32 protein-coding genes are annotated in these 24,870 nt (G+C 42.4%); 15 read left to right on the top strand and 17 right to left on the bottom strand.

Annotated features, from left to right (window positions below):
* On the top strand, window positions 1-332 hold a 332-nt coding region (locus tag Aba26S_RS16995; RefSeq protein ID WP_043973680.1), incomplete at its 5' end, for a hypothetical protein.
* Window positions 333-431: 99 nt separating this feature from the next.
* Here Aba26S_RS16995 and Aba26S_RS16990 read toward each other — a convergent pair.
* From Aba26S_RS16990 to orn, 3 genes are all read right to left on the bottom strand, one after another.
* A complete protein-coding gene (locus Aba26S_RS16990) occupies window positions 432-1,235 on the bottom strand; it encodes an enoyl-ACP reductase (protein WP_043973679.1) in 804 nt (267 codons plus the stop codon).
* A 142-nt stretch (window positions 1,236-1,377) separates the two neighbouring features.
* The gene (locus tag Aba26S_RS16985) at window positions 1,378-2,112 is read right to left on the bottom strand and encodes a Bax inhibitor-1/YccA family protein (protein ID WP_005239762.1); all 735 of its coding nucleotides are present in this window, start codon (window positions 2,110-2,112) and stop codon (window positions 1,378-1,380) included.
* 123 nt (window positions 2,113-2,235) lie between these two features.
* The gene (gene orn, locus Aba26S_RS16980) at window positions 2,236-2,796 is read right to left on the bottom strand and encodes an oligoribonuclease (RefSeq protein WP_005239763.1); all 561 of its coding nucleotides are present in this window, start codon (window positions 2,794-2,796) and stop codon (window positions 2,236-2,238) included.
* A gap of 124 nt (window positions 2,797-2,920) precedes the next feature.
* Between orn and rsgA the strand changes: the two genes are divergently transcribed.
* The 4 genes from rsgA to secB all read left to right on the top strand — a co-directional run bounded on the left by rsgA (window position 2,921) and on the right by secB (window position 5,253).
* On the top strand, window positions 2,921-3,979 hold the full coding sequence (rsgA, locus tag Aba26S_RS16975) for a ribosome small subunit-dependent GTPase A (RefSeq protein ID WP_043973677.1): 1,059 nt from the start codon (window positions 2,921-2,923) through the stop codon (window positions 3,977-3,979).
* 94 nt (window positions 3,980-4,073) lie between these two features.
* A complete protein-coding gene (locus Aba26S_RS16970) occupies window positions 4,074-4,490 on the top strand; it encodes a rhodanese-like domain-containing protein (protein WP_005239768.1) in 417 nt (138 codons plus the stop codon).
* Window positions 4,491-4,501: 11 nt separating this feature from the next.
* Window positions 4,502-4,762 carry a glutaredoxin 3 gene (grxC, locus tag Aba26S_RS16965; RefSeq protein ID WP_005239771.1) on the top strand — a complete coding sequence of 87 codons (261 nt, stop codon included), beginning with the start codon at window positions 4,502-4,504 and terminating at the stop codon, window positions 4,760-4,762.
* A 32-nt stretch (window positions 4,763-4,794) separates the two neighbouring features.
* A complete protein-coding gene (gene secB / locus Aba26S_RS16960) occupies window positions 4,795-5,253 on the top strand; it encodes a protein-export chaperone SecB (protein ID WP_004804306.1) in 459 nt (152 codons plus the stop codon).
* Between the two features lie 53 nt (window positions 5,254-5,306).
* On the opposite strand, the gene Aba26S_RS16955 is transcribed toward secB, so the two are convergent.
* The 6 genes from Aba26S_RS16955 to coaBC form a co-directional block, all read right to left on the bottom strand.
* Entirely contained in the window at window positions 5,307-5,915 is a 609-nt protein-coding gene (locus tag Aba26S_RS16955) for an alpha-ketoglutarate-dependent dioxygenase AlkB (protein ID WP_005239772.1), read from the bottom strand.
* Window positions 5,902-6,147 carry an Ada metal-binding domain-containing protein gene (locus Aba26S_RS16950; RefSeq protein WP_005239774.1) on the bottom strand — a complete coding sequence of 82 codons (246 nt, stop codon included), beginning with the start codon at window positions 6,145-6,147 and terminating at the stop codon, window positions 5,902-5,904. The genes Aba26S_RS16955 and Aba26S_RS16950 overlap by 14 nt, the downstream gene beginning before the upstream one ends.
* Window positions 6,148-6,151: 4 nt before the next feature.
* The gene (locus Aba26S_RS16945; protein ID WP_005239775.1) at window positions 6,152-6,889 is read right to left on the bottom strand and encodes a 2OG-Fe(II) oxygenase; all 738 of its coding nucleotides are present in this window, start codon (window positions 6,887-6,889) and stop codon (window positions 6,152-6,154) included.
* Entirely contained in the window at window positions 6,876-7,721 is an 846-nt protein-coding gene (locus tag Aba26S_RS16940) for a methylated-DNA--[protein]-cysteine S-methyltransferase (RefSeq protein WP_005239776.1), read from the bottom strand. The genes Aba26S_RS16945 and Aba26S_RS16940 overlap by 14 nt, the downstream gene beginning before the upstream one ends.
* Before the next feature lie 167 nt (window positions 7,722-7,888).
* Entirely contained in the window at window positions 7,889-8,266 is a 378-nt protein-coding gene (locus Aba26S_RS16935; RefSeq protein ID WP_005239777.1) for a cytochrome b562, read from the bottom strand.
* 154 nt (window positions 8,267-8,420) lie between these two features.
* The gene (gene coaBC, locus Aba26S_RS16930; RefSeq protein WP_005239779.1) at window positions 8,421-9,677 is read right to left on the bottom strand and encodes a bifunctional phosphopantothenoylcysteine decarboxylase/phosphopantothenate--cysteine ligase CoaBC; all 1,257 of its coding nucleotides are present in this window, start codon (window positions 9,675-9,677) and stop codon (window positions 8,421-8,423) included.
* Between the two features lie 196 nt (window positions 9,678-9,873).
* Here coaBC and radC point away from each other — a divergent pair, with 196 nt between their 5' ends.
* Together radC and Aba26S_RS16920 are read left to right on the top strand one after the other, a co-directional pair.
* On the top strand, window positions 9,874-10,596 hold the full coding sequence (gene radC, locus Aba26S_RS16925; protein ID WP_005239780.1) for a DNA repair protein RadC: 723 nt from the start codon (window positions 9,874-9,876) through the stop codon (window positions 10,594-10,596).
* Between the two features lie 44 nt (window positions 10,597-10,640).
* Entirely contained in the window at window positions 10,641-11,552 is a 912-nt protein-coding gene (locus Aba26S_RS16920; RefSeq protein ID WP_004655906.1) for a bestrophin family protein, read from the top strand.
* Window positions 11,553-11,597: 45 nt separating this feature from the next.
* On the opposite strand, the gene Aba26S_RS16915 is transcribed toward Aba26S_RS16920, so the two are convergent.
* Entirely contained in the window at window positions 11,598-12,644 is a 1,047-nt protein-coding gene (locus Aba26S_RS16915; protein WP_005239782.1) for an aldo/keto reductase, read from the bottom strand.
* Window positions 12,645-12,747: 103 nt separating this feature from the next.
* Between Aba26S_RS16915 and Aba26S_RS16910 the strand changes: the two genes are divergently transcribed.
* On the top strand, window positions 12,748-13,644 hold the full coding sequence (locus Aba26S_RS16910) for a LysR family transcriptional regulator (RefSeq protein ID WP_005239783.1): 897 nt from the start codon (window positions 12,748-12,750) through the stop codon (window positions 13,642-13,644).
* Between the two features lie 135 nt (window positions 13,645-13,779).
* Here Aba26S_RS16910 and Aba26S_RS16905 read toward each other — a convergent pair whose 3' ends face one another.
* Window positions 13,780-14,643, bottom strand: a complete 864-nt coding sequence (locus Aba26S_RS16905) for a PHP domain-containing protein (protein ID WP_005239784.1) — start codon at window positions 14,641-14,643, stop codon at window positions 13,780-13,782.
* Window positions 14,644-14,688: 45 nt separating this feature from the next.
* Between Aba26S_RS16905 and Aba26S_RS16900 the strand changes: the two genes are divergently transcribed.
* From Aba26S_RS16900 to mnmC, 4 genes are read left to right on the top strand one after another with little or no spacing between them, the layout of a single operon-like run.
* Window positions 14,689-15,300 carry a septation protein IspZ gene (locus Aba26S_RS16900; RefSeq protein WP_005239785.1) on the top strand — a complete coding sequence of 204 codons (612 nt, stop codon included), beginning with the start codon at window positions 14,689-14,691 and terminating at the stop codon, window positions 15,298-15,300.
* Between the two features lie 24 nt (window positions 15,301-15,324).
* Window positions 15,325-15,627 (top strand): YciI family protein, encoded by a 303-nt coding sequence (locus Aba26S_RS16895; RefSeq protein WP_005239786.1) that lies wholly within the window; start codon window positions 15,325-15,327, stop codon window positions 15,625-15,627.
* A gap of 3 nt (window positions 15,628-15,630) precedes the next feature.
* A complete protein-coding gene (locus Aba26S_RS16890) occupies window positions 15,631-16,086 on the top strand; it encodes a hypothetical protein (protein ID WP_005239787.1) in 456 nt (151 codons plus the stop codon).
* Between the two features lie 17 nt (window positions 16,087-16,103).
* Window positions 16,104-18,014 (top strand): FAD-dependent 5-carboxymethylaminomethyl-2-thiouridine(34) oxidoreductase MnmC, encoded by a 1,911-nt coding sequence (gene mnmC / locus Aba26S_RS16885; RefSeq protein ID WP_005239788.1) that lies wholly within the window; start codon window positions 16,104-16,106, stop codon window positions 18,012-18,014.
* Window positions 18,015-18,098: 84 nt separating this feature from the next.
* Here mnmC and Aba26S_RS16880 read toward each other — a convergent pair whose 3' ends face one another.
* Entirely contained in the window at window positions 18,099-18,413 is a 315-nt protein-coding gene (locus Aba26S_RS16880; RefSeq protein WP_005239794.1) for a rhodanese-like domain-containing protein, read from the bottom strand.
* Window positions 18,414-18,503: 90 nt separating this feature from the next.
* On the opposite strand from Aba26S_RS16880, the gene Aba26S_RS16875 reads away from it, so the two are divergent.
* Both Aba26S_RS16875 and Aba26S_RS16870 read left to right on the top strand, forming a co-directional pair.
* Window positions 18,504-18,992: a YajQ family cyclic di-GMP-binding protein gene (locus tag Aba26S_RS16875; RefSeq protein WP_005239796.1), complete on the top strand. Its 489-nt coding sequence runs from the start codon at window positions 18,504-18,506 to the stop codon at window positions 18,990-18,992.
* A gap of 14 nt (window positions 18,993-19,006) precedes the next feature.
* Entirely contained in the window at window positions 19,007-19,501 is a 495-nt protein-coding gene (locus Aba26S_RS16870) for a DUF4442 domain-containing protein (RefSeq protein ID WP_005239799.1), read from the top strand.
* A 58-nt stretch (window positions 19,502-19,559) separates the two neighbouring features.
* Here Aba26S_RS16870 and Aba26S_RS16865 read toward each other — a convergent pair whose 3' ends face one another.
* From Aba26S_RS16865 to Aba26S_RS16850, 4 genes are all read right to left on the bottom strand, one after another.
* A complete protein-coding gene (locus Aba26S_RS16865; RefSeq protein ID WP_005239800.1) occupies window positions 19,560-20,039 on the bottom strand; it encodes a GAF domain-containing protein in 480 nt (159 codons plus the stop codon).
* A gap of 67 nt (window positions 20,040-20,106) precedes the next feature.
* Window positions 20,107-20,520: an acyl-CoA thioesterase gene (locus Aba26S_RS16860; protein WP_005239802.1), complete on the bottom strand. Its 414-nt coding sequence runs from the start codon at window positions 20,518-20,520 to the stop codon at window positions 20,107-20,109.
* A gap of 1 nt (window position 20,521) precedes the next feature.
* Entirely contained in the window at window positions 20,522-20,959 is a 438-nt protein-coding gene (gene trxC, locus Aba26S_RS16855; RefSeq protein ID WP_005239804.1) for a thioredoxin TrxC, read from the bottom strand.
* On the bottom strand, window positions 20,960-21,856 hold the full coding sequence (locus Aba26S_RS16850) for an alpha/beta hydrolase (RefSeq protein ID WP_043973673.1): 897 nt from the start codon (window positions 21,854-21,856) through the stop codon (window positions 20,960-20,962).
* Window positions 21,857-21,978: 122 nt separating this feature from the next.
* On the opposite strand from Aba26S_RS16850, the gene Aba26S_RS16845 reads away from it, so the two are divergent.
* The gene (locus tag Aba26S_RS16845; RefSeq protein ID WP_005239808.1) at window positions 21,979-22,314 is read left to right on the top strand and encodes a TIGR01244 family sulfur transferase; all 336 of its coding nucleotides are present in this window, start codon (window positions 21,979-21,981) and stop codon (window positions 22,312-22,314) included.
* Between the two features lie 225 nt (window positions 22,315-22,539).
* Here the strand turns inward: Aba26S_RS16845 and Aba26S_RS16840 are convergent, their stop codons facing one another.
* Window positions 22,540-24,543 carry an Ig-like domain-containing protein gene (locus Aba26S_RS16840; RefSeq protein WP_043973670.1) on the bottom strand — a complete coding sequence of 668 codons (2,004 nt, stop codon included), beginning with the start codon at window positions 24,541-24,543 and terminating at the stop codon, window positions 22,540-22,542.
* Between the last annotated feature and the right edge of the window lie 327 nt (window positions 24,544-24,870).

Genomic DNA, 24,870 nt, shown 5'->3' with positions numbered 1-24,870 from the left:
TTATAAAATATTACCCCTTATCTAAATCATGGCATGAGGACTTAGTTATTTTCGGGGATGAAGAAAAAACTGACGGGCAAGCATGGTATGAAAAAGGTGAATTAAAAAACATTCAGTTTCGAATAGATATGCGTGGCAATTTTGTTTTAGATATTGAACAAATTATTGCTATTGCACAAAAGCTTTGTTGTGTATTGTTTATACCTGAACAAAAGCGTATAGCTGAACCAAATGTATTTAAAGTAATCAGTCATATTAAAAAATCAAATGCGTATTTATTCGCTAAAGATCCTGAACAATGGTTTAACAGTATAGAAAACCATAATAAATGAGTTCAAAAGATGGGTTATAGTTTTTAGAATTCCATCATATTGTTAAAAAAACAAAGCCGCTATAAAAGCGGCTTTATCAAATAATTTAGATTAATCTAATTATTCATCATCCATCATTGACTGGCTCATACCAACCGTGTTAAAGCCACCATCAACATACATGATTTCGCCTGTAATACCCGAAGCCCATGGCGAGCAAAGGAATAATGCAGCATTACCCACTTCTTCAATGGTCACATTACGTTTCAGTGGCGCAATTTTTTCATTGGCATCTAACATTTTACGGAATGATTTAATCCCTGATGCAGCCAAAGTACGGATTGGGCCCGCAGAAATTGCATTGACACGAATACCGTCTACACCCAAGCTTGACGCCAAATAACGTACGCCTGCTTCTAATGATGCTTTAGCCATTCCCATTACATTATAGTTCGGCATCACACGCTCAGAACCTTGATAAGTCAAAGTCAATAAACAACCTTGGCGCGCTTGTAATAATGGTTTAGCCGCACGTGCCATTGCGATAAAGCTATAGGCACTAATGTCATGCGCAATTTTAAAACCGTCACGATCGGTCACGTCGGTAAAGTCACCGTCAAGCGTATGTGCAGGGGCAAAACTAATTGAATGCACTACACCGTCTAAACCATCCCAGTGTTTTGCCAATTCAACAAAGGCATTGTCAATTTCTACGTCAATCGCAACATCACAAGGGAATACCAGTGTTGAACCAAACTGTGCTGCAAAATCATCGACACGTTTTTTCAACTTCTCGTTTGGATAAGTAAACGCAAGCTCTGCACCTTCACGGTGGAGTGCTGATGCAATACCAAAAGCAATCGATAATTTACTTGCAATACCAGCAATCAAAAAACGCTTACCAGCTAAAAGTCCTTGTGACATCTTATTCTCACTCGAAAAATTTTCACCACATCATGCCAATATTCCGTCTAGAGCGGAATTGCATAATCCATCTTTTTTACAATCTTGCATAAAAAAATCGCCTTCAAGTGAAGACGATTTGTATTTTTACCTAAATTGGAACTTAATCATCACCACGAAGTAAGCTCAATAAACGCAGGAATGAATAATACATCCATACCAAAGTCGCCAATAAGGCGATGGCACAGATCCATTCAAATGCTTTTGGCGCACGTTGTGCAGCCGCATTTTCAATCAAGTCAAAATCCAAGATCAGGTTTAATGATGCAATCACGGCAACAAAAGCAGCAAAACCAATCCCTAACCAGTTGCTTTCAAAGATATAAGGAATGCTTGAACCAAATGCTAAACGCAAAATGATCTGTACGACAAACACCAAGGCAATCGCAATCGATGCTGAAATGACAATGGCTTTAAACTTTTCAGTGGCACGGATCACTTGGAATTTATATAACGCAAATAAAACTAATGTGGTCACGAAAGTCGCCAGCAATGCTTGTAATGGCACGCCCGGATATTTCAACTGAAAAATAAACGACACACCGCCTAAAAATGCCCCTTCAAATAAAGCATATGGAATGGCCAAAGCAGGTGCGGTATTAGATTTAAAGGTAGTAATCAGAGCCAGAATGAAACCACCTACGGCCCCGATGATTGTCGCAGCATAGGCAATGGAAAGGTTGGCGGTCATCGCACAGTAGAAAAATAAAGCCATGCCTAAAACAGCCGCAATCACGGTTAACAGCACTGACTTCTGGATCGCTCCCTGAATGGTCATGGGTTCAGCCAAATCCTGATAAGTTTCTACCCGCGTTAAAATAGGGTTGGTACTTTGCATGTACGCTCTCTTTTTTATAGTTTGCAATTAAAAGCTGAGTTTAAGCGATTTTTTAATCAATCCCAAACTTTTTGGCGCATTAAAAAAGGAGCTGACGCTCCTTTTAAATATTCTATCAATCGATTAGTTATCGTTGTTCATGATAAAGAAGTATTCCCGATAATATTTCAGTTCTGCGATCGAATCACGGATGTCATCCATTGCCAAGTGTGAAGCATTTTTCTTTAAACCGCTCATGATTTCCGGTCTCCAGCGTTTCGCTAACTCTTTCACTGAAGAAACATCTAAATTACGGTAATGGAAAAACTGTTCCAGCTCAGGCATTAAACGATGCAAGAAACGGCGGTCTTGGCAAATTGAATTACCACACATCGGCGAAGATTTTGGACTCACCCATTTCTTGAGGAACTCAAGCGTTTGCTGTTCTGCATCTTCAGCCTTTAACTTACTGCGGCGTACTCGCTCAATCAGACCCGACTGGCCATGTTGCTTGGTATTCCACTCATCCATCGCATTTAGAATCAAATCAGATTGATGTACCGCTAAAACAGGTCCTTCAGCCAAGATATTCAAATGGTCATCTGTAATAATTGTTGCAATTTCAATAATCTTGTCGTTATCGGTATCGAGACCTGTCATTTCCAGATCGATCCAAATTAATCGTGTATCAGGGGTGCTGCTCATGGATGGCGATTCTAATGTGCTTAAAAACATCAATAGTAGCAAATTAATTACATCTTGGCTGTAATTCTATAGCGGCTTCGTGCTATTTTTGCGGTCTTCTAAGTGTGGATTTTTTGGGATATGAATGGCTTTAATTCGTAAGCGTCGTTTAACCGAACAACAGCAACGTCGTATTGAGAAACAGCATAAATCACGTCAAGACGACATTGATACATCGCAAGATCTGGATGGACTGGTTGTTCAGCATTATGGTCGTCAACTCGAAGTACAAGCTTTATCTGTGCCTGAACAGCACCCTGAAAAACCACACGTGGCTGAAGGTGAACCGGAACCATTCTGGAAACCGATCGAGCTCGACAGCATTTGGCGTTGTCACACCCGTACCAACCTAGAACTTTTGGTCACAGGTGATCGGGTTAAATGGCAAGCCGATCCCATTACGGGCTTGGGCATTATCACCGCGATTTATCCAAGACAGTCATTGCTGACTCGTCCAGACCGTTATCACAAGGTCAAACCCGTCGCTGCCAATATCAGTTTGATTGTGATTGTATTTGCCCCGCTGCCAGAACCTGCACCGACATTGATTGACCGTTATCTGGTCGCGTGTGCCGATGCCAACATTCCAGCCTTACTGGTGTTAAACAAATCAGACTTGCTCACTGAAAATGATCCGATTCTGACGCTATTGAGTGAATATGAGGCGTTGGGTTATGAAACCCTGATTTGTCATTCACGTGGCGATCTCTCTGAACTATCGGCACGTCTGGATAATGAAACAGTGGCCTTCGTTGGACAGTCAGGTGTCGGTAAAAGCTCCTTGATCAATACCATTGTTCCAGATGCTGCGCAGAAAACCAACGTGATTTCAGAGAACTCAGCGCTCGGTCAACACACCACCACCTCCACCCGTTTGATCAAATTTGGAACAAACGGCGCCTTGATTGATTCTCCCGGAATCCGTGAGTTTGGGCTATGGCATCTGAATCTGGAAAAAGTACGAACTGGCTTTCCTGAAATTGAAGCCCATCTCGGCCTTTGTCAGTTCCGTAACTGCACCCATACCCATGAGAAAAATTGTGCGTTGAAACAAGCGGTTGATGCAGGTGAAATTTTACCGCGTCGTCTAGACAGTTATCTGCGCCTATTGGATGAAATTCAGGAAGCACAACAAAAAAGTTAATTTTCTTCGGCTTCTGCCCTTGAACTAACATTTTTGATCACCATTGAGATAAGTTATACTCAGCATCAATTTTGATTTTAACTTTAGGTGACTTGTGGAACGCTGGTTAGAGTTTATGGGGAATCACCCCTTCTTATTTGGTACGCTCGGCGTGTTAATCGTGTTGTTCTTTATTTTAGAAGGACAACGCAATGGTCGTAAAATTTCACCACAATCACTGGGTATTTTGGTCAAGGCAAAAAATGCCATGTTGATCGACCTGCGTGATGGAAAAGATTTCCGTGATGGCCACATCAGCGGTAGCCGTAACATTCCATATAGCCAGATCACCAGTCATATTGATGAATTAAAAGCAAGTGATCGTCCTTTGGTCTTCATTTGTAACTTAGGGCAGGTTGCAGGCTCAGCCTTGCAAAAAGTTGCCCATGCTGACAGTTACCGCTTAGACGGTGGCATTAGCAACTGGAAAGCTCAAGGCTTGCCTTTAGTGAAAAGCAAAACCAAAGCTTAAGGAGCGATAAAATGACTACTGAAAACGTCACCATTTATTCAACGCTATCTTGCCCGTATTGTGTGCGTGCAAAACAATTACTCGAGCGTAAAGGTGTGGCTTTTAAAGAAATTAATCTTTCCAATGAAGCACCAGAAGTTCGTCTTGAGTTAATGCAACGTACCAATCATCGTACGGTGCCGCAAATTTTTATTAAAGATCAGTTTATCGGTGGTTTTGATCAACTTTATGCTTTAGAGCGTGAAGGTAAACTCGACCAATTATTAGCTTAACAACATCTAAATCCAAGATTTAAGGAAAAACAATGAGCGAAGAACAAGTTCAACCACAACTCGCGTTAGAACGTATTTACACTAAAGACATTTCTTTCGAAGTTCCTGGTGCACAAGTTTTCACGAAACAATGGCAGCCAGAACTCAACATCAATTTATCTTCTGCTGCAGAAAAAATTGATGCGACCCACTACGAAGTGTCTTTAAAAGTTGTGGTTCAAGCAAACAACGAAAATGAAACTGCGTTCATCGTTGATGTGACCCAATCAGGGATTTTCTTGGTTGATGGTGTAGAAGAAGATCGCCTTCCATACATCTTGGGCGCTTACTGCCCAAATATCTTGTTCCCGTTCTTACGTGAAGCGGTGAATGACCTTGTGACTAAGGGTAGCTTCCCGCAATTGTTGCTTACACCAATTAACTTTGATGCTGAATTTGAAGCAAATATGCAACGCCTACAAGCGGATGCTGATGCACAAGGCCAAGCATAAGCACTCTTGCTGTAAGATAAAAGGACTGATTTTTCAGTCCTTTTTTTCTAAGATCAATATACAATCGTTCTAAAGGTTAAATTAATCCGCGCCGCGCTCACTTTCTTGGTGGGAGGCAGACGGTGTAACCAATACGTCTGCGTGGTGTCTTTCATCACCAATAAGCTGCCATGTTCTAAATATAGTTCGACTTTTTCTTTGCTCTGCTTATGTTTAAAGGCAAATTTACGCTCTGCGCCAAAACTAAACGATGCAATTGCACCATCTTTTTTTAAATCAGTTTCACCATCGCTATGCCAGGCCATTCCTTCTTCACCACTATGATAAAGATTGAGCAAACAAGAGTTAAATGTTTCACCCGTTAGCTTTTCGGCCAGTTGTTTTAATTCAAGTAACTCCGTTGTCCATGGCAAGGCATATTTATTTATATTGGAATAGGTATATTCAAAACGCTGATCGCCATACCACGCCACTTTGCGTTTAGTCGTTAATAACTTGCCAAAGATCATGGCTTGGTCGTTTTCCCATGCAATCGTTTGCATCAGCTGATCAAAATAATGATCGGCTGCCGCAGTCTGCACGACTTTGCCGTAGTACTGTACCGTACCGTCATAGGGCAAATGATTCTGCTCTGGGTCAGCTTCAATATCAAATAGTTGCATCTTTCCACTTCTTATAGGCCTGCCGCATACAATGTCCACAAGGTCGGTAGCCCTGTGCAATCGCTTCATGCTCATCGACAAAAAAGACTCGATTGTTTTTCAGCATGCGCTTCCCTGAGGCACAGGTCAATCTGCCATAGATTTTAAGCTGTGCGTTTCCAGCATACAAAATTTCCTGCTGTTTCAGTTTCAGATGCAGCTCGGTCTGCGCCAGTTCACAATGTCGCCACATCAGACTAACTCAGCGCATCATGAAAAATAATCCCTAAGCTATAACGCTCCCCTTGATGAACTGGGCTGACCCCATGTTTCATATTGACCCGATAATAGCCCTGACTGCCTTTTTCAGGCTTAAACTGAGTCGTGAAAATCAGGATATCACCTTGCTGTGGCTGCATCACCATGGCTTTAGACTGCGCTCGTGGGTTTTGCTGAGTGAAGACCAACTCTCCACCCGTAAAATCTACATTGGGCTGGCTCAGCACAATCACCAGCTGTAAAGGGAAATACACCTCACCATATAAGTCCTGATGTAAGGTATTAAAGCCCCCTTGCCCATATTTCAAGATCAATGGCGTTGCCAACGTTTGCCCATGTTGATGGCACTGCTGTAAAAATTCAGCATGGGAGGATGGAAAGGAACGTTCTAAGCTCAGCACCCGAAACCATGCATTGGCAATCGGTGCCAAATAAGGATAGAGCTCATGTCGTATCCGTCCAATCAGATTTGGTAAAGGGTAAGTAAAATATTTATATTCACCTAGACCAAAACGATAACGCTGCATCTCTACGGTTTTACGATAGCGCTCTGGTTGCGAATACATCTGTTTTAGCAACTCACATTGCGCACTCGATAAGACCTGCTCAATCTTGGCAAAACCATGCTGATGGAGTTGTTCAGTGATTAGCTCCCAATCTCCCGCATGGATTTTACTGATCGCCGTTTCGATTTGAATCTGTTCAGATAGCAGCATGGGTTTGTGCACCTTCCCAACCGATCAGTGCGGTTTTACGCAATGTTCCCCACTCATAGCCACCGAAAGCACCAGTCGACTGAATCACCCGATGACACGGAATCAAAAATGCCACAGGATTACTGCCAATCGCAGTCCCCACAGCACGAGCCGCTTTAGGATGATCAATGGCTTTGGCCAACTGACCATAAGTTGACAGCTGTCCCATTGGAATCTTGAGCAGGCTTTGCCACACTTTCAGCTGAAATTCGCTACCTTTTAAATGCAATTTAATATCAGCCAATTGCCGAGGTGCTTTTTGAAACAAGGCCAAAGCACTTTGCTGCAAGGCATCAATCTGCTCGATAAACTGAGCTTGAGGAAATTGGCTCTTTAACTGCTGCAAAGCATCAGCCCGATTGTCCACAAAACTCAGCGCACAAATGCCTTTATGGGTGGACGCAATCAGCACTTCGCCAAATAAGGTCTCTGCAAATTGATAATGAATCGTCAGGCTCTGTCCACCATGTTTATATTCGGCTGGGGTCATGCCTTCAATCTGGATAAACAGATCATGCAGGCGACTGGTGCTGGACAGTCCTGTAGCAAAGGTTGCATCAAAAATACTGCCCTGCTCCTGCTTTAAAATCTGCTTGGCATATTCAACACTCATATACTGCAAAAATTTCTTCGGACTGGTGCCGACCCACTCGGTAAATAAACGTTGAAAGTGCGCTGGGCTTAAATGGATATGCGCAGCGACCTCATCCAGTTGTGGCTGTTGCTGAAAGTTTTGTTGGATATACTGAATCGCTTGAGCAATACGCTCATAATTACGTTGTTGTGAGGACATATCATCACCTCTCATCATTCATATTTTCACTGTAGCAACTTTGCCATACAGAGAAAATCTGAATCATGCTCAGTCTGCATTTTGTCTTTCTATCGTCTCAAATATCAATAAAAAAGCTGCACTCTTTTAAGTACAGCTCTCTCATTTCGATGACCAATCTTGATAGATTAATGGGTGTAATACTTATGCCCTTGGTCACGTAATTCAGCAATCTTTTTGCCTTGTTTTTTCGCTTCATCCAGCTTACCCGCTTGAACCAGCAGTTTAGCTTTATCAATTTCTACGACAATCTGGTCAAATAAAACGGTCGATGCTGGCACTTTATCTTTGGTATTCGGCGCCAGTTTATATTGTTTTGAATGGGTCGCAGCTGCACGCATATTATCCAAAGCAGCTGTTGCAGCCTGTGGCGTTGCAGCTTGGTTAAACGCTTTATAATTTTTCCCCAGCGTTTTCATATCATCTTCTAAACCCGCAGCCATTGCCGTATGGCTGAAGGCAAAAGCGGATAACATCACAACGGTGGCTAAAGTTTTTTTAATCATTCGGATATCCTATCAAAAACTGTGGCTATGCTTGATTTGTCTTCAGCAAATACCTCGTACTGTGTATTCCGGCGTACAAGAGAAATTGCTGATTTAGCATACATAAAAAATGCAACGATTTCGTTGCATTTTGATAAATGAGATCAGTCCAATTTTATAGACGACGGCGTAAAGCATCCGCAATCGACTCAACCAACTGCTGCGAAATCTCTTGTTTAGATGCCTTTTCCAGCTCACGCTTTTTCATATGATAAGACTGGGCAAAGAATACAGTCATGGCATTTTCATCTGAGGCAAAGCCAATATCTGGACGTGACACATCATTGCAGGCAATCATGTCTAGTTTTTTCGCCACCAGTTTACCTGCAGCGTATTCTTCAACATTTTGCGTTTCAGCAGCAAAGCCAACCATGAAAGGACGCTCATCTTGCTGTGCAATGGTCGCCACAATATCTGGATTTTTAACCAGCGCAACCGCAAGTTCATCACCTGCTTTTTTAATCTTGTGCTCTGCCACTTGTGCCACACGATAATCTGCCACAGCCGCAGTTGCGATAAAGATGTCACAACCGTCTTTCAGTTGATTCATGCTGACATCCAGCATCTGCATTGCAGAACTGACATTAATACGTTGCACACCATTCGGAGTATCCAGACTGACAGGGCCTGCCACCAAGGTCACTTTTGCCCCTGCGGCATAACAGGCTGCTGCCAAGGCAAAACCCATTTTACCAGTACTGTGGTTAGAAATATAACGGACTGGGTCAATCGCTTCACGGGTGGGTCCCGCGGTAATGGTGACGCGTTTTCCAGCCAGCAGACCAAACTTTTCTGCCAAGGCACGTTGTGCCTTATGAAAATAGGCTGCAACTTGACGCGCCAAATCTTCAGGCTCAGGCATACGGCCCAGCCCAACATCACCACAAGCTTGCTCACCTGCATCTGGCATGATCACATGCACGCCATCTTCCACCAAAGTTTGCAGATTACGCTGTGTCGCTTTTGCTGCCCACATTTGCTGATTCATTGCAGGGGCAACCCAAACCGGTGCTTTGGTGGCCAGATATAGCGTACTGAGCAGATCATCTGCCAAACCATTGGCAAATTTTGCGATACTGTCACAGCTGGCAGGTGCAACCAGAACCAAATCGGCCCAACGTGCCAATTCGATATGTCCCATGCCTGCTTCGGCTTCAGGATCAAGCAATTCGGTATGCACAGGATTGCCTGAAAGTGCTTGAAAAGTCAGTGGGGTAATAAATGCTTGTGCGCCATGGGTCATGACCACACGGACATCAAAACCGAAATCTTTTAAACGGCGTACCAAGATGGCACTTTTATAGGCAGCAATACCACCTGTAACCGCTAATATAATGTTTTTATGGGGAATAACACTTAGATCGAAGCTCACAAACAGGATACCTTACTGTTGCAGTGGCGCTCACAATAGCATTAAATAACGGGATACCCAAGTAGCATCCTCAACATTTCAGCGCAGATCACAAACGAGAATTGTGTTGAGATGAGGTCATATAAAAGGAAAAGGCGCGCAATTATTTTTGCCCGTTAAAACAATAATCACAATAAAATCAAAGGGAAATAAACGATTGAATCAATCTATTAAAACCTGGCCTGAACAAGAGCGTCCAAGAGAGCGACTTTTATCCCAAGGTCCACAAAGCTTATCCGATGCTGAACTGCTGGCAATTTTTCTGCGTTCAGGCTCAAAACAGCATTCTGCAGTGGAATTGGCGCGTATTTTAATTCAACATTTTGGCGGGCTTAATTTGATATTTGATGCCAATCTTGAAGATTTATCCCAATTTAATGGCATTGCTTCAACCAAATATGCACAGCTGATGGCCGTAAAGGAACTTGGACGGCGTTATCTGAATAATCATTTCCAGCAACAACGACTTTGTCTGGATACTTCAACACTGGTGCTCGACTATTTACGTTATGAACTGCAAGGTGAAAAACAGGAGGTTTTTGCGGTGCTGTGTTTAGATGCCGAACTGAGAAAATTGCATTTCAAAAAGCTATTCTTCGGTTCACATCATTCCTGTACTGTTTCGCTGAATCAAACCCTCCGCTATGCCCTGCAACAGCAGGCCTGCCAAATTGTGGTGGCACATAATCATCCTTATGGCATTGCCCAGCCATCAACAGAAGATATTTATCTGACCCAACAACTGAAACAAGCCTGCAAACTGTTGGAAATTCACTTGATCGATCATTTTATTATTTCAGCTGAAGGCTATTTTTCATTTTCTGAACAACAACTACTCAACCCTATTCAAACCAAGCAATCTCGCCTTGACAAAGCTTAATTCAAACAGGAATATCAAGACATAAAATTAACGATTCAAATAACATGATTGTCCGTGACCAGCCGAGTATTTTTAAAGTTTTATTCTCATGGCGGGGGACGATTTTACCCAAAATTTTGCCCTCTCTCGGTTTCGTCATGCTGATCTCTGCCATCATTGGTGGGGTCGAGTATGTTAATCTGTATCGTTTCCCAGAAATCCCCTTGGTCGGCTTCACCTTAATTGGTGTGGTACTGTCCATTTTCTTGGGCTTTAAAAATACCGCCTGTTATGACCGCTGGTGGGAAGCCCGTAAACTCTGGGGCGTGTTGATTGCCACGGCGCGCCATTTTGACCGTGATTGCCGCGTGCTGACCCAAGCACGTCGTGAACGGATTATTCAAAACGTAATTGTCTTTGCCAATGTACTGCGTGATCGTCTGCGTCATCAAACCGCCAATCCAACCGAATTGACTGAAACCAGTGGACTTAGCCAGCAGGCACTGACCCAACTATATCAACAGCATAATGCGCCGCAGTACACCTTGAGCCTGATTCAATGGGAACTGTTACAAGCCATGAAAGAAGGTGAAATCTCGGATATCATTTATACCCAGATGAACCGTCATGTTGCCGCTTTAAGCGAAATGCAAACTGGGTGTGATCGCATTGCCAATACCCCGATTCCATTCGCCTATTCGGTTTTGCTGAATCGTACCGTGTATTTCTTCTGCTTTATGTTGCCATTCAGTCTTGGTTCGCTCTTGGGCTTAGTTACACCGCTGCTCGTAGGTATCCTCGCTTATACCTTCTTAGGTCTGGATGCTTTAAGTACTGAAATTGAAGAACCTTTCGGCACACAAAGCAATGACTTACCGCTTGATGCGATGGTACGTTCGATCGAAATCGAATTATTGGGGACGCTTGGTCGCCCAACCCCACCGCCGATTCAGGCGCATGACCATAACTTACTCTAGTTGCAATGCCCTCCAATGAGGGCATTTTTTTCAGCTTAACATCACTTAAATAAATTGTGATGGGATGATGGACTTAAAGCGTTCGGTAAACTGTCCATTCCAGTAGGGATAATAAGGATAGGGCGGGTAAACCGCACTGACCTGATTTAAGCGTTCGCTCTGTTCAAGCGACAGCTGAATATCCTTAGCTTTGAGATTATCTTGCAGTTGCGTTTGATTACGCGCCCCAATCAAGACACTGGATACAGTGGGTCGTTGCAACAACCAATTTAAGGCAATTTGCGGAATCGTATAGCCAGTTTCGACTGCAATCTGTTTGAGCACATCAATCACAGCATAGAGATGTGCCTCATTGACTGGTGGTGCAAATTGCGCGGTCTCATGTAAACGGCTCTGTGCTGGAATCGGATTCTCGCGATCAAACTTACCTGTCAATCGCCCCCAGCCCAAAGGACTCCATACCACCGCCCCAATGTGCTGGTCATCATTTAAGGGCATCAGCTCCCATTCATAATCACGGCCAATCAATGAATAATAGACCTGATTGACCACAAACTTTTCATAGCCATATTGTTCGGCAATCGCTTGGGCTTTCATCAGTTGCCAACCTGCAAAATTAGACGCGCCGATGTAACGCACTTTGCCACTCCGCACCAACTCGTCCAAAGTTTTCATTAACTGAGGCAATGCAGTAAAACTATCAAACTGATGCAGCTGTAATACATCAATATAATCGGTTCCCAAGCGTGTTAAGGACTGTTCAACTGCGGACAATAAATAACGCCGACTAAATCCAGCATCATTGAGATGATCTGAACTACGAATACCGATTTTGGTGGAAATAATATTATGTTGACGTTCAGATGCCAAAGCCTTGCCCAGCATCCGTTCAGACTCTCCATCAGAATAGACATCGGCGGTATCAAAATAATTAATGCCCGCATCTAAACCAGCACGAATCATTTGATTGGCTTCTGTTTGACTGGCTTGCCCCCAAGCCGCAAAGATTTGTCCTTGTCCACCCAAGGTTCCTGCACCAAACCCCAGCGCTGATACTTTTAATCCTGAATTTCCTAAAAAGTGATATTTCATGATCTGTCTCTTCAACCTGTGATGATTTAGATACAAAAATAGCGCTAGGGATTTATTCGAAAAACCACGATAATCAAGAAATACTTTTCTGATTTTATTGATAATGAATACAGAAGATTTTCAGTTTTTTATTCGTGTTGCAGACTTGGGCTCAATCAGCAAAGCTGCTCAGGATGCTAATCTCTCGGTGTCGGTGGCCAGTCAGAAATTGCAGCGCCTAGAACAAAACCTGCAATTACGCTTATTCCATCGCACCACCCGAAAGTTAACCTTAACCGAAGAAGGCAAAACATTGCTTGAGCATGGACGTGGCTGGATCAACGATTTTGTCCATTTACAGCAAGCTCTAACCTCTCCAAATCAAGCTTTATCTGGGACCTTAAGGATTAGCACCTCAACCACTTTTGGTACTCAGGTGTTAATGCCCGTGATTGCCACATTTTCCCACTTACATCCTCAGCTAAAGATTTACTTAGATTTAAATGATCAGAATATCGACCTGATTCAGCAAGGCATGGACTTGGCCATTCGAATTGGTCAGTTAAAAAGTTCAAGCTTGATTGCCAAACGCTTGAGTACCAATCCACGTTTACTCTGTGCTTCTCCAGCCTATTTACAACAATATGGTATGCCAAAAACCTTGTCCGATCTGAAGTTACACCGCTGTATCTTACAGCAGCATGGTCAGGGGCTCACCGATCACTGGCATTTGGTCAATGCAGAAGGGAAAGTTGAACAGGTGCATGTTGAGGGTTATTTTGCAACTAACTCAGGCGAAAGCGTTCGGCAAGCTGCCCTAGCCGGTCTTGGGATTTCCAATCATTCGATCTGGCATGTGTCTGAGGATCTTGCTTCAGGAAAATTAGTACAAGTTCTACCCGACTATCCTGTAGAAACAACCGCAATTTATGCAGTATTTCCGCATCGAGAGCTGATCGCGCCTAAAGTACAACGCTTTTTGGATTATTTAGTCGATTACTTTCAGCAGCGTGAATCATAAAAACTTTAGTCGTTCAGACGAGCCTTAAGGTTGCAGTACTTATTAGCCCCCTCCTGCAAAACCATGAAACATCGATTGCACGCCCCATACAAGCAGCATGAAAAACACAAGGATGAAGCAAAATTCTAATTTTTTTCATAGCACAGGTGATTTAAAGCGTTCCCAAATCCCTTTCTGCCCCTCTTTCAGGCGTGGTGTCTGTCCCAATTTAATCCACGGCATATTCTCGCCATGGAAATCACTGCCAATTGAAACCGCCAGATCAAATTGCTGAATCATGCGATCGACCATTTGACGTGTCGAAGCAGGCTCGATACTCGGCGGTAGTTCTACGGCATCCCCCCCTGATTCAGCAAAGAGCTCAATCAAATAACGGATATTGGTGGCAGACAGGTCATAACGGGTCGGATGGGCAAGCACAGCGAAACCCTGACTGGCATGAATCACATCAATGGTTTCTTTAAGGCCCATGCCTTCAAACTTTACAAAGGCTTTTTTGCCTTCTTTCAGGAAACGGTCAAAGGCCTGTTGCGGACGACTGACAATATTTTTTTCGACTAGGGCTTTGGCAATATGAGTTCGGGTGACACGATCTGCTTCACCGTCGACTTGTGTAATCACATCAGGATAGATATCAAAATCAATACATTTTTCTAAGAGCTGACAAATCACTTTTGCCCGTTCGGCACGGACTTTTTTCTGCTGTTCCAGCATGGCTTTGATCGGCGCATCATCCTGCATATCCAAGGCCACTATATGTACACCATAGCTCTTTTTGGTATTCGGTCTAGACCACTGACTGGAAACTTCTACCCCAGAAATAATTTGAATATCATGTGCTTGAGCATAATTTTGGGCACGTGACAAAGCATCCATGCTGTCATGATCTGTGACGGCCAAAGTATGAATTTTTAAGTCCACCGCAGCCTGTACCAGTTGCTCCGGAGAGAAGGTACCATCGGAAATGAGTGTATGTGTGTGTAAATCGACACCGAACATGGTTTGTATTATGCTATCTGACCTATTTCATCATCGTACTGTAACATGAAAGCGTTGCTCGACTATCTTCCGATTATTATCTTCTTTTATTTTTATAAAACCACCGATCCTAAAGATAGTCATCACCCCCTATTACAACTGGTGGGAAGTGCTGGAAATACTGATCAAAATCATATCCTTGTTGCAACCTGTGCGCTGCTCATTTCAACCTTGGTGGTTTATGGCTGTCTGTTCTTTTTCCAGAAATTTAAATTGGAAAAAATGCAGTGGTTCATCGTGGGTATGTCCGTTATTTTTGGTGGAATCACCCTGATCTTTAGTGATGTGACCTACATTAAAATGAAGGCGATTATTATCAATATCGGGATTGGTTTGGGCTTTTTAGTCACTCCGTTATTCAATAAAGAACGTATGCCAATTATCCAGAAGCTCTTGGGCTCTTTACTCGAACTTAGCCCAAGAGGCTGGATCAAATTGAATTGGGCATGGTGTGGACAATTCTTTTTACTGGCTGCTTTGCATTTCTTCTTTGGTTTTGTCTATATGCAAGGAAAATATTGGGGTGAATTCACGGCTTTTGGCGATATTATCGTTTCTATGAGTTACCTAGCTGCTATACTGTTTTTCTTAAGAAAGCATTTTAAAACCACTGAATAGATTTTAAATCATCGAGCTACTGCCATGCCATATTTTGTGCTGACTTGTACTGATCGCGAAGGTACTTTGGAAAAACGTTTAGCAACTCGCCCGCAACATATTGAACGACTACAAAAGTTAGATGATGAAGGTCGTTTAATTGCAGCAGGTGCGCATCCTAAAGACCCAAATAATCCACAAGCAGGCTTTTTGGGCAGTACCATGATTGTTGAATTTGAAAATCGTGCAGCGCTAGATGCCTGGATTCAGGAAGAGCCTTTTTTAAAAGAAGGGATTTACTCAAATATCGAAGTAAAACCATTCAATAAAGCTTTTCCAAAAGGGTAAATCATGCAAGTTGTTGTAAAAAGTCTATTCGCATTATCTCTACTCAGTTCGACTGCATGGGCGGTTGAATCCCCTGCACCTGCTGCTCCAGCCACGGCTGCTGCAACAGCGCAAACCCAAGCCGCGGCCGTCCCCGCTACAGCCACGACAACAGCAGTAAAACCACTGACTGCTGAGCAAATTGCCAAAGCCAAACAGCAGCAAGATGCAAAAGTAAAGGCCATGATTCAAGATCAGGCCAGTCGTTTGAAACAACTTGAACACGCCAACCTCGAAGCGCTCTCTCAAAATCAAGAGTTGCAGTTAAAAAATGATAATTTAACGGTACAGGTTCAGGTGTTGCAAAGTGAACGCAGTGCACAAATGTTTTTATATGGTGCGATGACCCTTGCTGTCGGCGTGATTCTGGGTTTCTTGATTTCCAGCTATATTCACACTAAACGTCGTCGTCAGTGGTAAAACCGTCTGCTTTATTTATGTCTCACTCAGCAAAAATACAAACAGCCGAATTAGACTGGGAACTCATCGATGGCATCGAAGTTCCCATTTCTAAACAGTTCGGTGATGTCTACTTTTCTAAAGATAATGGTTTACTTGAAACACGGCACGTGTTTTTAAATGGCAATGACCTCACTGAACGTCTGTCGCAACTGAACGACTACCAATACTTTTGTGTGGGCGAAACGGGCTTTGGCACAGGTTTAAATATTCTAACCTTGTGGCAGCTTTGGCAGCAGATTCGTCCTGACAATCACAGCCATTTACATGTGGTCAGCGTCGAAAAATTCCCGTTGAGCAAAGTCGATCTGATCCGTGCACTGAATGTCTGGCCTGAGCTCAAACCATTCGCCGACCAACTGATTGCACAATACCCTTTGGCCATAGCAGGCTGTCATCGTTTAAGCTTTCCAGAAGAACGCTTTAGCATTGATTTATGGTTAGGTGATGCACAGGATATTTTTCCAACGATCCCCAAGACCCAAGCCGTAAATGCATGGTTCCTTGATGGCTTTGCGCCTTCATGTAATCCAGACATGTGGCAGGAAAATGTACTGAATCACATGGTCCGTTTATCCGACTATGGAACGACGTTTGCGTCCTTTAGTGTTGCGGGTGTACTAAAACGTGGACTCAAGCAACATGGTGTGCAAATTAGCCGCCCACGTGGTTTTGGTCATAAACGTGAAATGCTCAAAGCCATCTGGCTTGATCCTACGCACGTTAAAACTGAAGACTTGGATGCAGCATCAGAAATTAAGGTTCAATCTGAACGAGCACCAATGGCATCCCGTTCAAGACCTCGTCAGATTGCCATCATTGGCGCTGGGATCGCAGGTTTAAGCACAGCATGGGCCTTTGCTCAACGCGGCCATCAGGTCACGATCTACGAGCAAAATGAGCCACTTTCAGGTGCCTCGGGCAATCCTCTGGCTTTACTCAACCCCAAGCTGTGTCCAATTGAGCAAGCCCATGAACATCTGATGACCTTAAGCTGGCAACATGCCTTGAATTTCTATTCACGTTTCAAAGCATTTAGATCCATTCAAGTCCAGCAAATGGCTTTAAAAAATGCAGATGAATTGCTTGGCTTAGCGGAACAATATCCTGAAGCGGTGTTATCTGTACCAGATCAACAAGATGCACCCCCTGAAACAGATTATCCAAGCTTGACGCTTCATCAGGCAGGTGCAGTTTCTCCACAGCAACTGCGTGATGAAATATTGCAGCATCCGAATATTCAATGCATAAAAGCAAAAATTTCTCGCTTAAAAAGCACAGACAAGCAAACTGAGCTTTGGCAAGAACAGCAACTCATCGCAACAGCCGATGATGTGATTGTTTGTTGTGCCAAGCAAAGTGCTGAGCTATTTGAAAACTACCCCGTGTTAAAGCCGATTCGTGGACAGGTCAGTTGGGTTGAAAATCGCGAGCAAGCTTTAGCTCTAGATCAAGCCTATAGTTATGGCGGTTATTGTATGCAACTGGATGCTGCACAACTGCTCTTAGGTGCATCTTTTTATCCCAATCGAGACGATGTTGATGTCTTGGCAGAAGATCATGTGCATAACTATGAACTTATCCACAGCGTGTTCCCAGAATATGCGCAGCAGCTCCCTACGGTAGAACATTGGCAAGGTCGTGCGTCTGTGCGTGCACAAAGTCTAGATTATTTCCCTTTGGTTGGAAAAATACAAAATGATGGACAGATATTTACCTTTGCAGGCCTAGGTTCAAAGGGATTCTTGTTTGCGCCGTTGTGTAGCGAAGTATTGGCAGCCCTTGTTTTAGATGAGCTTTGTCCAATGCCTCAAAACCTGTTGGATAAGTTGAATCCTCAACGCTTTCAGAAGAAAGTAAAAGCCAAGAAGCCTTATTATTCTGGTTAAATATTTTTAATTTTAAAATAACTGAAATCTAGAATTTTGAATTGGCCAAAATACAGCTGTATTTTGGCCAATCTTTTGAGTGATTTAAGCACCTTGTTCTAAAGGCAAGCCCGCATCACGCGCTGCGCGTGTGCCACCCATCAATACAACATATTCACGAGAACCATCAATACCGTCTAAAAGCTCTGCTGCACGCGGTGCTTTGCTGCCACCACCACATAGAATATAAATCGGTTGATCCGCTGTAACTTGAGTCAAACTATCCGCAGTTATTTCAGTAATTGGACGATTCACCGCCCCTTTGACATGAGCCTCTGCATACGCTTTGGTATCTCGGACATCCCAGATGACTGCGCCTTCTGGGAACTCAAATGTTGTAATTTCTTGTTTACGGATCATTGTGCACTCCTTTGATGTAAACAACACTTGGCAAATGAAGAAAACCCCCTTAGCATCTCAAATATTCTTTCCCTTTGTAAAGGTCTAACCATGCCTTCTTTTGATATTGTTTCTGAATTAGAGTTATTTGAAGTCAATCATGCTGTGCAAAACACAGAAAAAGAGATTGCAACTCGTTTTGACTTCCGTGGACAAGACGTTTCAATTGAGTTAAATGAGAAAAATAAAGAAATCAAAATCTCAACTGAAAGTGATTTCCAGTGCGAACAAGTTTATACCATGCTTGAAAACCATTTTTATAAACGCAAGATTGATGTACAGGCTTTAGACCCACAAAAAGCCACAGCTTCAGGTAAAAACGTCGTCCAAGTGATCAAGCTCAAAGATGGACTTGACTCAGATACCGCAAAAAAAATTAATAAAGCCATTAAAGAAAGCGGCATCAAAGCGCAATCTTCTATTCAAGGAGACAAAATCCGTGTCACAGATAAAAAACGCGATACTTTGCAACAAATCATGAACTTTTTACGTGAACAACAATTTGGTCTGCCACTGCAATTTAATAATTTCAAAGATTAAGCAATAGGTTCACTATGGCAAAAGATAACCGCCTTTATAAGCTGGTTAAAACCACCTCTAAATTTCCAAAAGGCATCCGCAGCACACTCTGGAGCAAGGCGTTTGGTCGTGTGGTTCCGATGGTCGGAACGGCGAATATTCGCTATTTAGAAGTCGACAAAGACCACGTGACTGTGCGTATTGAAAACCAGCGCAATATGCAAAATCATATTAAGGGTGTTCATGCGGCAGCTATGGCATTACTCGGCGAGACTGCGACGGGTTTTTTAACAGGTTTACATGTCCCTGATGATCGCATCTTGTTGATCAAATCATTGCATGTCGATTATTTAAAAGTGGCTCAAGGTGGTTTAACCGCAACGGCAACATTGTCAGCAGAGCAACAACAGTTCATAGCGGACAATGAGAAAGGCGAGTTATTGATTCCTGTAACCGTACTAGATGATTCAGGCAATACCCCCATCCAATGCCAAATGCTTTGGGCTTGGTTGCCAAAGCGTAAAAAATAGCACTGAATTCCCTAACAATAAGGCCCAAAGTAATTTGGGCCTTATTGTTATCAAGCGGTTAAATAAATTTTTCAATCAACGGCATGAGCTGTTTCAAGTATTCGGCATCAATTTCATCAAATTGATTGAGTTCATCACTATCAATATCCAATACTCCGACGCACGTCCCATTTTTCATGATCGGCAGTACAATCTCCGACTTTGAGGCAGAGCTACAGGCAATATGTCCTGGGAACTGATCGACATCGGGTACAATAACGACTTGCTGTTGCTGCCACGCAGTCCCACATACGCCACGACCTTTAGCAATACGGGTACAGGCAATCGGGCCTTGAAATGGACCTAACACCAACTCATGCTCTTTGACCAGATAAAAACCAATCCAGAACCAGCCAAATTGCTGTTTTAACGCAGCGCAGATATTGGCGAGATTGGCAATTACATCGGTTTCATCTTCAATAATTGCTTGAATCTGTGGAAGGATACTTTGATATTGCTCAGCCTTATGGCCGTGCTGCAAAACTAATTCTTCAGCCATACATCATTCCAAATAAAAGAATATCGGCTTGCTCAACAAAACAAGAGCGAGCTGGCCTTGCAATAGATCAACTTGCGGCAAATGTCTGCTTGATCTCTTCTGAGATCAAACGTTTCTTACCATTTACATCAACTGCCACAAAGGTAAACACCCCTTCGGTAATCCGTATAGGTTCACGTGAATTATCGTGACTATTCCATACCTCAATTTGAACTTGCACCGAACTGCTACCGACTTTCAAAATCTTGGTATAACAGCTAATCACATTGCCGACCTTTACCGGTACAAGAAAAGTCATCTGATTGATCGCAATGGTGGCACAGCGGCCTTTACTAAAACGTTCAACATGAATCGCTCCTGCGAGATCCATCTGAGACACAATCCAGCCGCCAAAAACATCGCCACTCCAATTGGTATCAGCTGGCATGGCAATATTCTGTAGTGATAGAGTCCCTTCAGGATGAGTTGGGCGTTCGCTCATGTTAATGTCCTTGGTGTTGCTGTAATTGCTGATCTAGCCATTGCTGTAATTCAGGGCTACGCAATGCCCCGCTAATTCTTGCCAATTCAGTGGTTTTATTCATTAAGACCAAAGTCGGTATACTACGCACGTTAAATGCAGCACTTAAACGTGGATTGGCTTCAGTATCAATTTTGGCAAAAACCACATAAGGATTTTGCTTCGCCACCTGCGCAAAATGTGGTGCCATCATCTTACAGGGACCGCACCACTCTGCCCATAGATCGATCAATACCGGCAGGTCAGAGTTACTGATAAAGTTGCTAAAATTTTGTTCGTTTAATTCAATCGGGGCCTGCGTCAACAATGCTTGATGACATTGACCACAATTAGGATGAACTGCTAATTTTTCTTCGGGTACACGATTTTTTGCACCACATGATGCACAGACAATAATCATCTACATCACTCCAATATGTTGATGTAAAAATTCTAATTGGGTTGTGACTGCTTTTTCAAACCAAGAACCATGATAAATATCAAAATGTTTCATTTCCCATTCATAATAGCTCACAAATGGCGCAATATTGGTGGCAGCTTCACGACTTGATTCAATCGGAATCAGAGAGTCATGCTTGGCGGCGATAAATAAAACCGGGATATTAATTTTTCTTACAAACTGAATCGGACGATAACGCATGAGATTAAAGAACACCCGTGCAGGGACTTCTCCGCTCCAATAGTAGTCAGGGTTCACAATCGAGTGATAACCAAAATAACTATCTGACGTTGGCAAGAAACAGAGTCGATATTGATCGACCACAGGCAGGGTTTTTGGCGCTAAACCCATCTTGGAACCCATATAATCCTGACTAGAACGTTTTAATGCTTCAGGATAGCGCTGTAGCGGATAAAGCTTGGCTGTTTCAGCTCCATCCACATAGGGAACCTGCACCATCACCGCTTGAATATTTTTAAGATCAGTTGCCAAACTGAGTGCATATCCACCACTTAAAGATGATCCCCATAAAATAATGCGTCGACTATCAATTAACTTGCAGTTAGATGCGTATTGAACGATGGTCTTCCAGTCATCCAACTGTGCGTTCAGAGAAACCAACTCTCGAGGTTTACCCGTACTCCCGCCCCAATAACGATAATCAAATAAGATAACGGCATAACCCGCTTGTGCAAAACGCTGCGCATACTGGATAAGTTTGAATTGACGCAATCCTGCAAAGCCATGCGCCATAATAATCACTGCAGGTCTGATATTGGCTTTAGGAAGATAGAAGTCCGCAGCGATGGTTTCATCACCACTGGAAACATACAACGGCTCAACAGTGTAAGTATGCATGCGCGCTCCATTGCGTTATCTTTTACTTATCATCAGTTATTTAATTTAGACATTTAAACTCAAGATCGAGCTTAATGCTATGATAGAGCATAAAATGTTTTATTTGTTTTTGGAGTGACAAGATGACAGAGAATGTTGGTTTCGCAGGTCAAATCGGCCCTGAGCATATTGGGCAAGTCGTTGAAAAAGGTTTTAAATCGATTATTAATAACCGTCCTGATCTGGAAGGCGGCCCAGACCAACCCACCAGTGCGCAAATCGAAGAATCAGCGCGTAGTGCAGGTCTAGACTATGTTTATCAACCTATTGTTGCTGGGCAGATCACTGAGCTCGATGTCCGTACATTTGCCAATCATTATAATGAACTGCCAAAACCAATTCTGATGTTCTGCCGTACAGGTAACCGTTCAAATAATTTATATCAGATCGCTAAACAAATGGATTTACTTGACGATTAAATCCATTACATTTCATTACCTGATCAAAATAGTGAAATCCCTCTGTTTATAAGATGATGGTTCTTTTTCACGAGATAAAGAACCATGTCAAAACTCGCGCTTATCCTTTTATGTCTCTTCGCGGTTTCGGCTTGTAGCTCACTACAAGTTCGTCCGACTGCCTCCGTTAGTGTAGGTACAGCCCTATAAAAAACAGCACCGAAGTGCTGTTTTTTTAAATTGTGATTATCGCGTAAATCTAAACGTCGTCGTTTTATTTGGTGCTGTTACGGTTACAAGAATATTGTCGCCTGTATCACAACCTTTTAGTTGAACTGCGTATCTTGTAATACTGCTATTACTAAATGTAGAAGGTGTCATCAAATTCATCACTGAAGGAACTGGATTATTGCCACTAATAATTTCAGCCGAACATGATAAATTATTAGCATCAGTATTATCTTTAACCGAAACACTGATTGAAGTTCCTGAAGGCATTGGTACCGTTAACATACTAATGCCAAATAATTGGAAAACAAAATTATCTTTAACAATATCACCATTAATGCCAGAGTTTGCAACGAAAGTTGGTGTATCAGAAGCGAAAGAAAAAATCATTTGCTTACGTAAGGTCGTAGCAAGTTGATCATCACAGGTATAAGGGATATTTGGTTGGTCAATTGAAGATGCGGCACAAGTATCAGTAGTATATGGGGTCGTAACTCGTTTATAGAGGAATTCTCCATTGTTACTATCGTAAATAGCATTTTCATTATCATCGCGGAAAAAGTTACCAATATTACTAACGAGGGTATCAACACCGCCTGCACTGATCGGTGTATAAACACCATCCCCATCTTGATCAAGATATGACTTATCCCCTTCAGCATAAGCAAGTACAGTTACACGCCCATTGGCAGGCCGAGGATTTTGTGTTCTCAACGTCACACTACATTGACCATCGACGGTTTTACAGCTACCGTCAATTTTACCGCCTTCTGCCACAAAATTGACGACTGTTCCATCTGGGACACTGTTCGAGTTACGATCTGCCAACATTGCAGTAACCGTTGCGGTATCACCATCTTTATCCGTTTGTAAAGATTGCTTGCTTGCTGACAAACTAAAACTGTTTTGAGTCGCTCGCCCCGTTGTTACTGTTACATTTTTAGATAATGCACTTAAACCATTAGGTAGAGTTGCTTTAATTTCTACTGGGCCAGGAATATTACCAGGATATAATGTTACAGTAACTTTACCAGAGCTATCACTCTTAACGGTTTGAGCCGTACGATTACCTAAACTAATAAAACTTAAATCTGTAGGCGCTTTCTCTAAACTCAATGTAATATTTTGATTTTTAAGTACTGTACCATTTGAATAAACTGTGAATTCAATTTGACCAGACGAAGATGAACCACTTGTATTAATTCCTAACTGAACAGAATCTTTTGTCGTATATACGACAGAGGTTGCAACTGCTTGTGCGATCGACACCGATGTTGTATTTGATGCCCCTGTAGTTGTTGTCGCTATAATTTTTTGATTACCATCACACAAGTTACCTTTTGAATCGAATGCATAATAGGTTGTTGCTACATTTCCTTGATTTGAAGAAGTTACACTACCGTTGCTAAAGCTACCACAATCAGCTGTAAAGTTTACCGCGATATTATTCTGATAATTTCCCTTAGAATCCTGAGTCACTAGACTCACCAATGTTGATCCGCCAGACTCTAAACTCGTACTTGCGGCAACCATATTCGTCAGTGCAATGTCCTGTTTAGAAAAAACTAAATTCCGTGTTGTAGCAGCAGAAGTCACATTATTATAACTAGCGGTTGCACTCAAGGCATACACACCTGTTACCGTTGCGTTAGTAGGTAAAATGGATATGCTAGCAACACCGTCTGCATTTGTCAGTGCTGTAGCATTAGATGTACCAAAAGTCATATTATCGCCAGTGAAAGTTACAACAGCACCACTGATCGCTTTACCACTTCCATCTTTCACAACAACTTGTGCGGTTACACCTTGATTTGTAATAGTTGTCGCAACATTGCCATTTGAGTCAGTTAAAGAAATATTACCAACATTCACTGCTGTGATCGGTGTCTGACCATTTCCACCGGATGTATTTCCACTGCTATCATTTGAACCATAATAACCGCCCCCACCTCCACCACAACTCGCTAATAATATAGAAACAGCAATTGCAGACAACTTTAAGGTAAGTTGTTTTTTATTCATAATCATTCCTTTTAACCCCGATCAAATCCCCAAATGGAATTAGATTTTCATTATAAAAATACGTCTAATGTAACCATAATATAGATTTTGTGTAAATAAAGTTTATCTTCAAGTAAAGGATATTAAAGTGAACCCTATCAAACTATTTTATTAAATCGAGATATTTTCTATAACTTTTAACAAATAAATAATGAATAAAATAAGTTGAGAACCAAACTGAATTTGAGCATACAAAACGAGTCACCTACTTATAATACTTTTTTCTTATTCTTTCCTTTTTTCCCACACATAAAAAAACACCCCCTAACATTAGTTAGGGGGTGTTTA

It is taken from the genome of Acinetobacter sp. NBRC 110496 (assembly GCF_000876115.1).
GTDB lineage: Bacteria > Pseudomonadota > Gammaproteobacteria > Pseudomonadales > Moraxellaceae > Acinetobacter.
This window is presented reverse-complemented; position numbering and strand designations above follow the sequence as displayed.

Bases quoted from the DNA above. Each gene is read 5' to 3' on its own strand.
- Aba26S_RS16990 (WP_043973679.1), bottom strand. From the start codon at position 1,235: ATGTCACAAGGACTTTTAGCTGGTAAGCGTTTTTTGATTGCTGGTATT.
- Aba26S_RS16985 (WP_005239762.1), bottom strand. From the start codon at position 2,112: ATGCAAAGTACCAACCCTATTTTAACGCGGGTAGAAACTTATCAGGAT.
- orn (WP_005239763.1), bottom strand. From the start codon at position 2,796: ATGAGCAGCACCCCTGATACACGATTAATTTGGATCGATCTGGAAATG.
- rsgA (WP_043973677.1), top strand. From the start codon at position 2,921: ATGGCTTTAATTCGTAAGCGTCGTTTAACCGAACAACAGCAACGTCGT.
- grxC (WP_005239771.1), top strand. From the start codon at position 4,502: ATGACTACTGAAAACGTCACCATTTATTCAACGCTATCTTGCCCGTAT.
- secB (WP_004804306.1), top strand. From the start codon at position 4,795: ATGAGCGAAGAACAAGTTCAACCACAACTCGCGTTAGAACGTATTTAC.
- Aba26S_RS16955 (WP_005239772.1), bottom strand. From the start codon at position 5,915: ATGCAACTATTTGATATTGAAGCTGACCCAGAGCAGAATCATTTGCCC.
- Aba26S_RS16950 (WP_005239774.1), bottom strand. From the start codon at position 6,147: ATGTGGCGACATTGTGAACTGGCGCAGACCGAGCTGCATCTGAAACTG.
- Aba26S_RS16945 (WP_005239775.1), bottom strand. From the start codon at position 6,889: ATGCTGCTATCTGAACAGATTCAAATCGAAACGGCGATCAGTAAAATC.
- Aba26S_RS16940 (WP_005239776.1), bottom strand. From the start codon at position 7,721: ATGTCCTCACAACAACGTAATTATGAGCGTATTGCTCAAGCGATTCAG.
- Aba26S_RS16935 (WP_005239777.1), bottom strand. From the start codon at position 8,266: ATGATTAAAAAAACTTTAGCCACCGTTGTGATGTTATCCGCTTTTGCC.
- Aba26S_RS16920 (WP_004655906.1), top strand. From the start codon at position 10,641: ATGATTGTCCGTGACCAGCCGAGTATTTTTAAAGTTTTATTCTCATGG.
- Aba26S_RS16915 (WP_005239782.1), bottom strand. From the start codon at position 12,644: ATGAAATATCACTTTTTAGGAAATTCAGGATTAAAAGTATCAGCGCTG.
- Aba26S_RS16910 (WP_005239783.1), top strand. From the start codon at position 12,748: ATGAATACAGAAGATTTTCAGTTTTTTATTCGTGTTGCAGACTTGGGC.
- Aba26S_RS16905 (WP_005239784.1), bottom strand. From the start codon at position 14,643: ATGTTCGGTGTCGATTTACACACACATACACTCATTTCCGATGGTACC.
- Aba26S_RS16900 (WP_005239785.1), top strand. From the start codon at position 14,689: ATGAAAGCGTTGCTCGACTATCTTCCGATTATTATCTTCTTTTATTTT.
- Aba26S_RS16895 (WP_005239786.1), top strand. From the start codon at position 15,325: ATGCCATATTTTGTGCTGACTTGTACTGATCGCGAAGGTACTTTGGAA.
- Aba26S_RS16890 (WP_005239787.1), top strand. From the start codon at position 15,631: ATGCAAGTTGTTGTAAAAAGTCTATTCGCATTATCTCTACTCAGTTCG.
- mnmC (WP_005239788.1), top strand. From the start codon at position 16,104: ATGTCTCACTCAGCAAAAATACAAACAGCCGAATTAGACTGGGAACTC.
- Aba26S_RS16880 (WP_005239794.1), bottom strand. From the start codon at position 18,413: ATGATCCGTAAACAAGAAATTACAACATTTGAGTTCCCAGAAGGCGCA.
- Aba26S_RS16875 (WP_005239796.1), top strand. From the start codon at position 18,504: ATGCCTTCTTTTGATATTGTTTCTGAATTAGAGTTATTTGAAGTCAAT.
- Aba26S_RS16870 (WP_005239799.1), top strand. From the start codon at position 19,007: ATGGCAAAAGATAACCGCCTTTATAAGCTGGTTAAAACCACCTCTAAA.
- Aba26S_RS16865 (WP_005239800.1), bottom strand. From the start codon at position 20,039: ATGGCTGAAGAATTAGTTTTGCAGCACGGCCATAAGGCTGAGCAATAT.
- Aba26S_RS16860 (WP_005239802.1), bottom strand. From the start codon at position 20,520: ATGAGCGAACGCCCAACTCATCCTGAAGGGACTCTATCACTACAGAAT.
- trxC (WP_005239804.1), bottom strand. From the start codon at position 20,959: ATGATTATTGTCTGTGCATCATGTGGTGCAAAAAATCGTGTACCCGAA.
- Aba26S_RS16850 (WP_043973673.1), bottom strand. From the start codon at position 21,856: ATGCATACTTACACTGTTGAGCCGTTGTATGTTTCCAGTGGTGATGAA.
- Aba26S_RS16845 (WP_005239808.1), top strand. From the start codon at position 21,979: ATGACAGAGAATGTTGGTTTCGCAGGTCAAATCGGCCCTGAGCATATT.
- Aba26S_RS16840 (WP_043973670.1), bottom strand. From the start codon at position 24,543: ATGAATAAAAAACAACTTACCTTAAAGTTGTCTGCAATTGCTGTTTCT.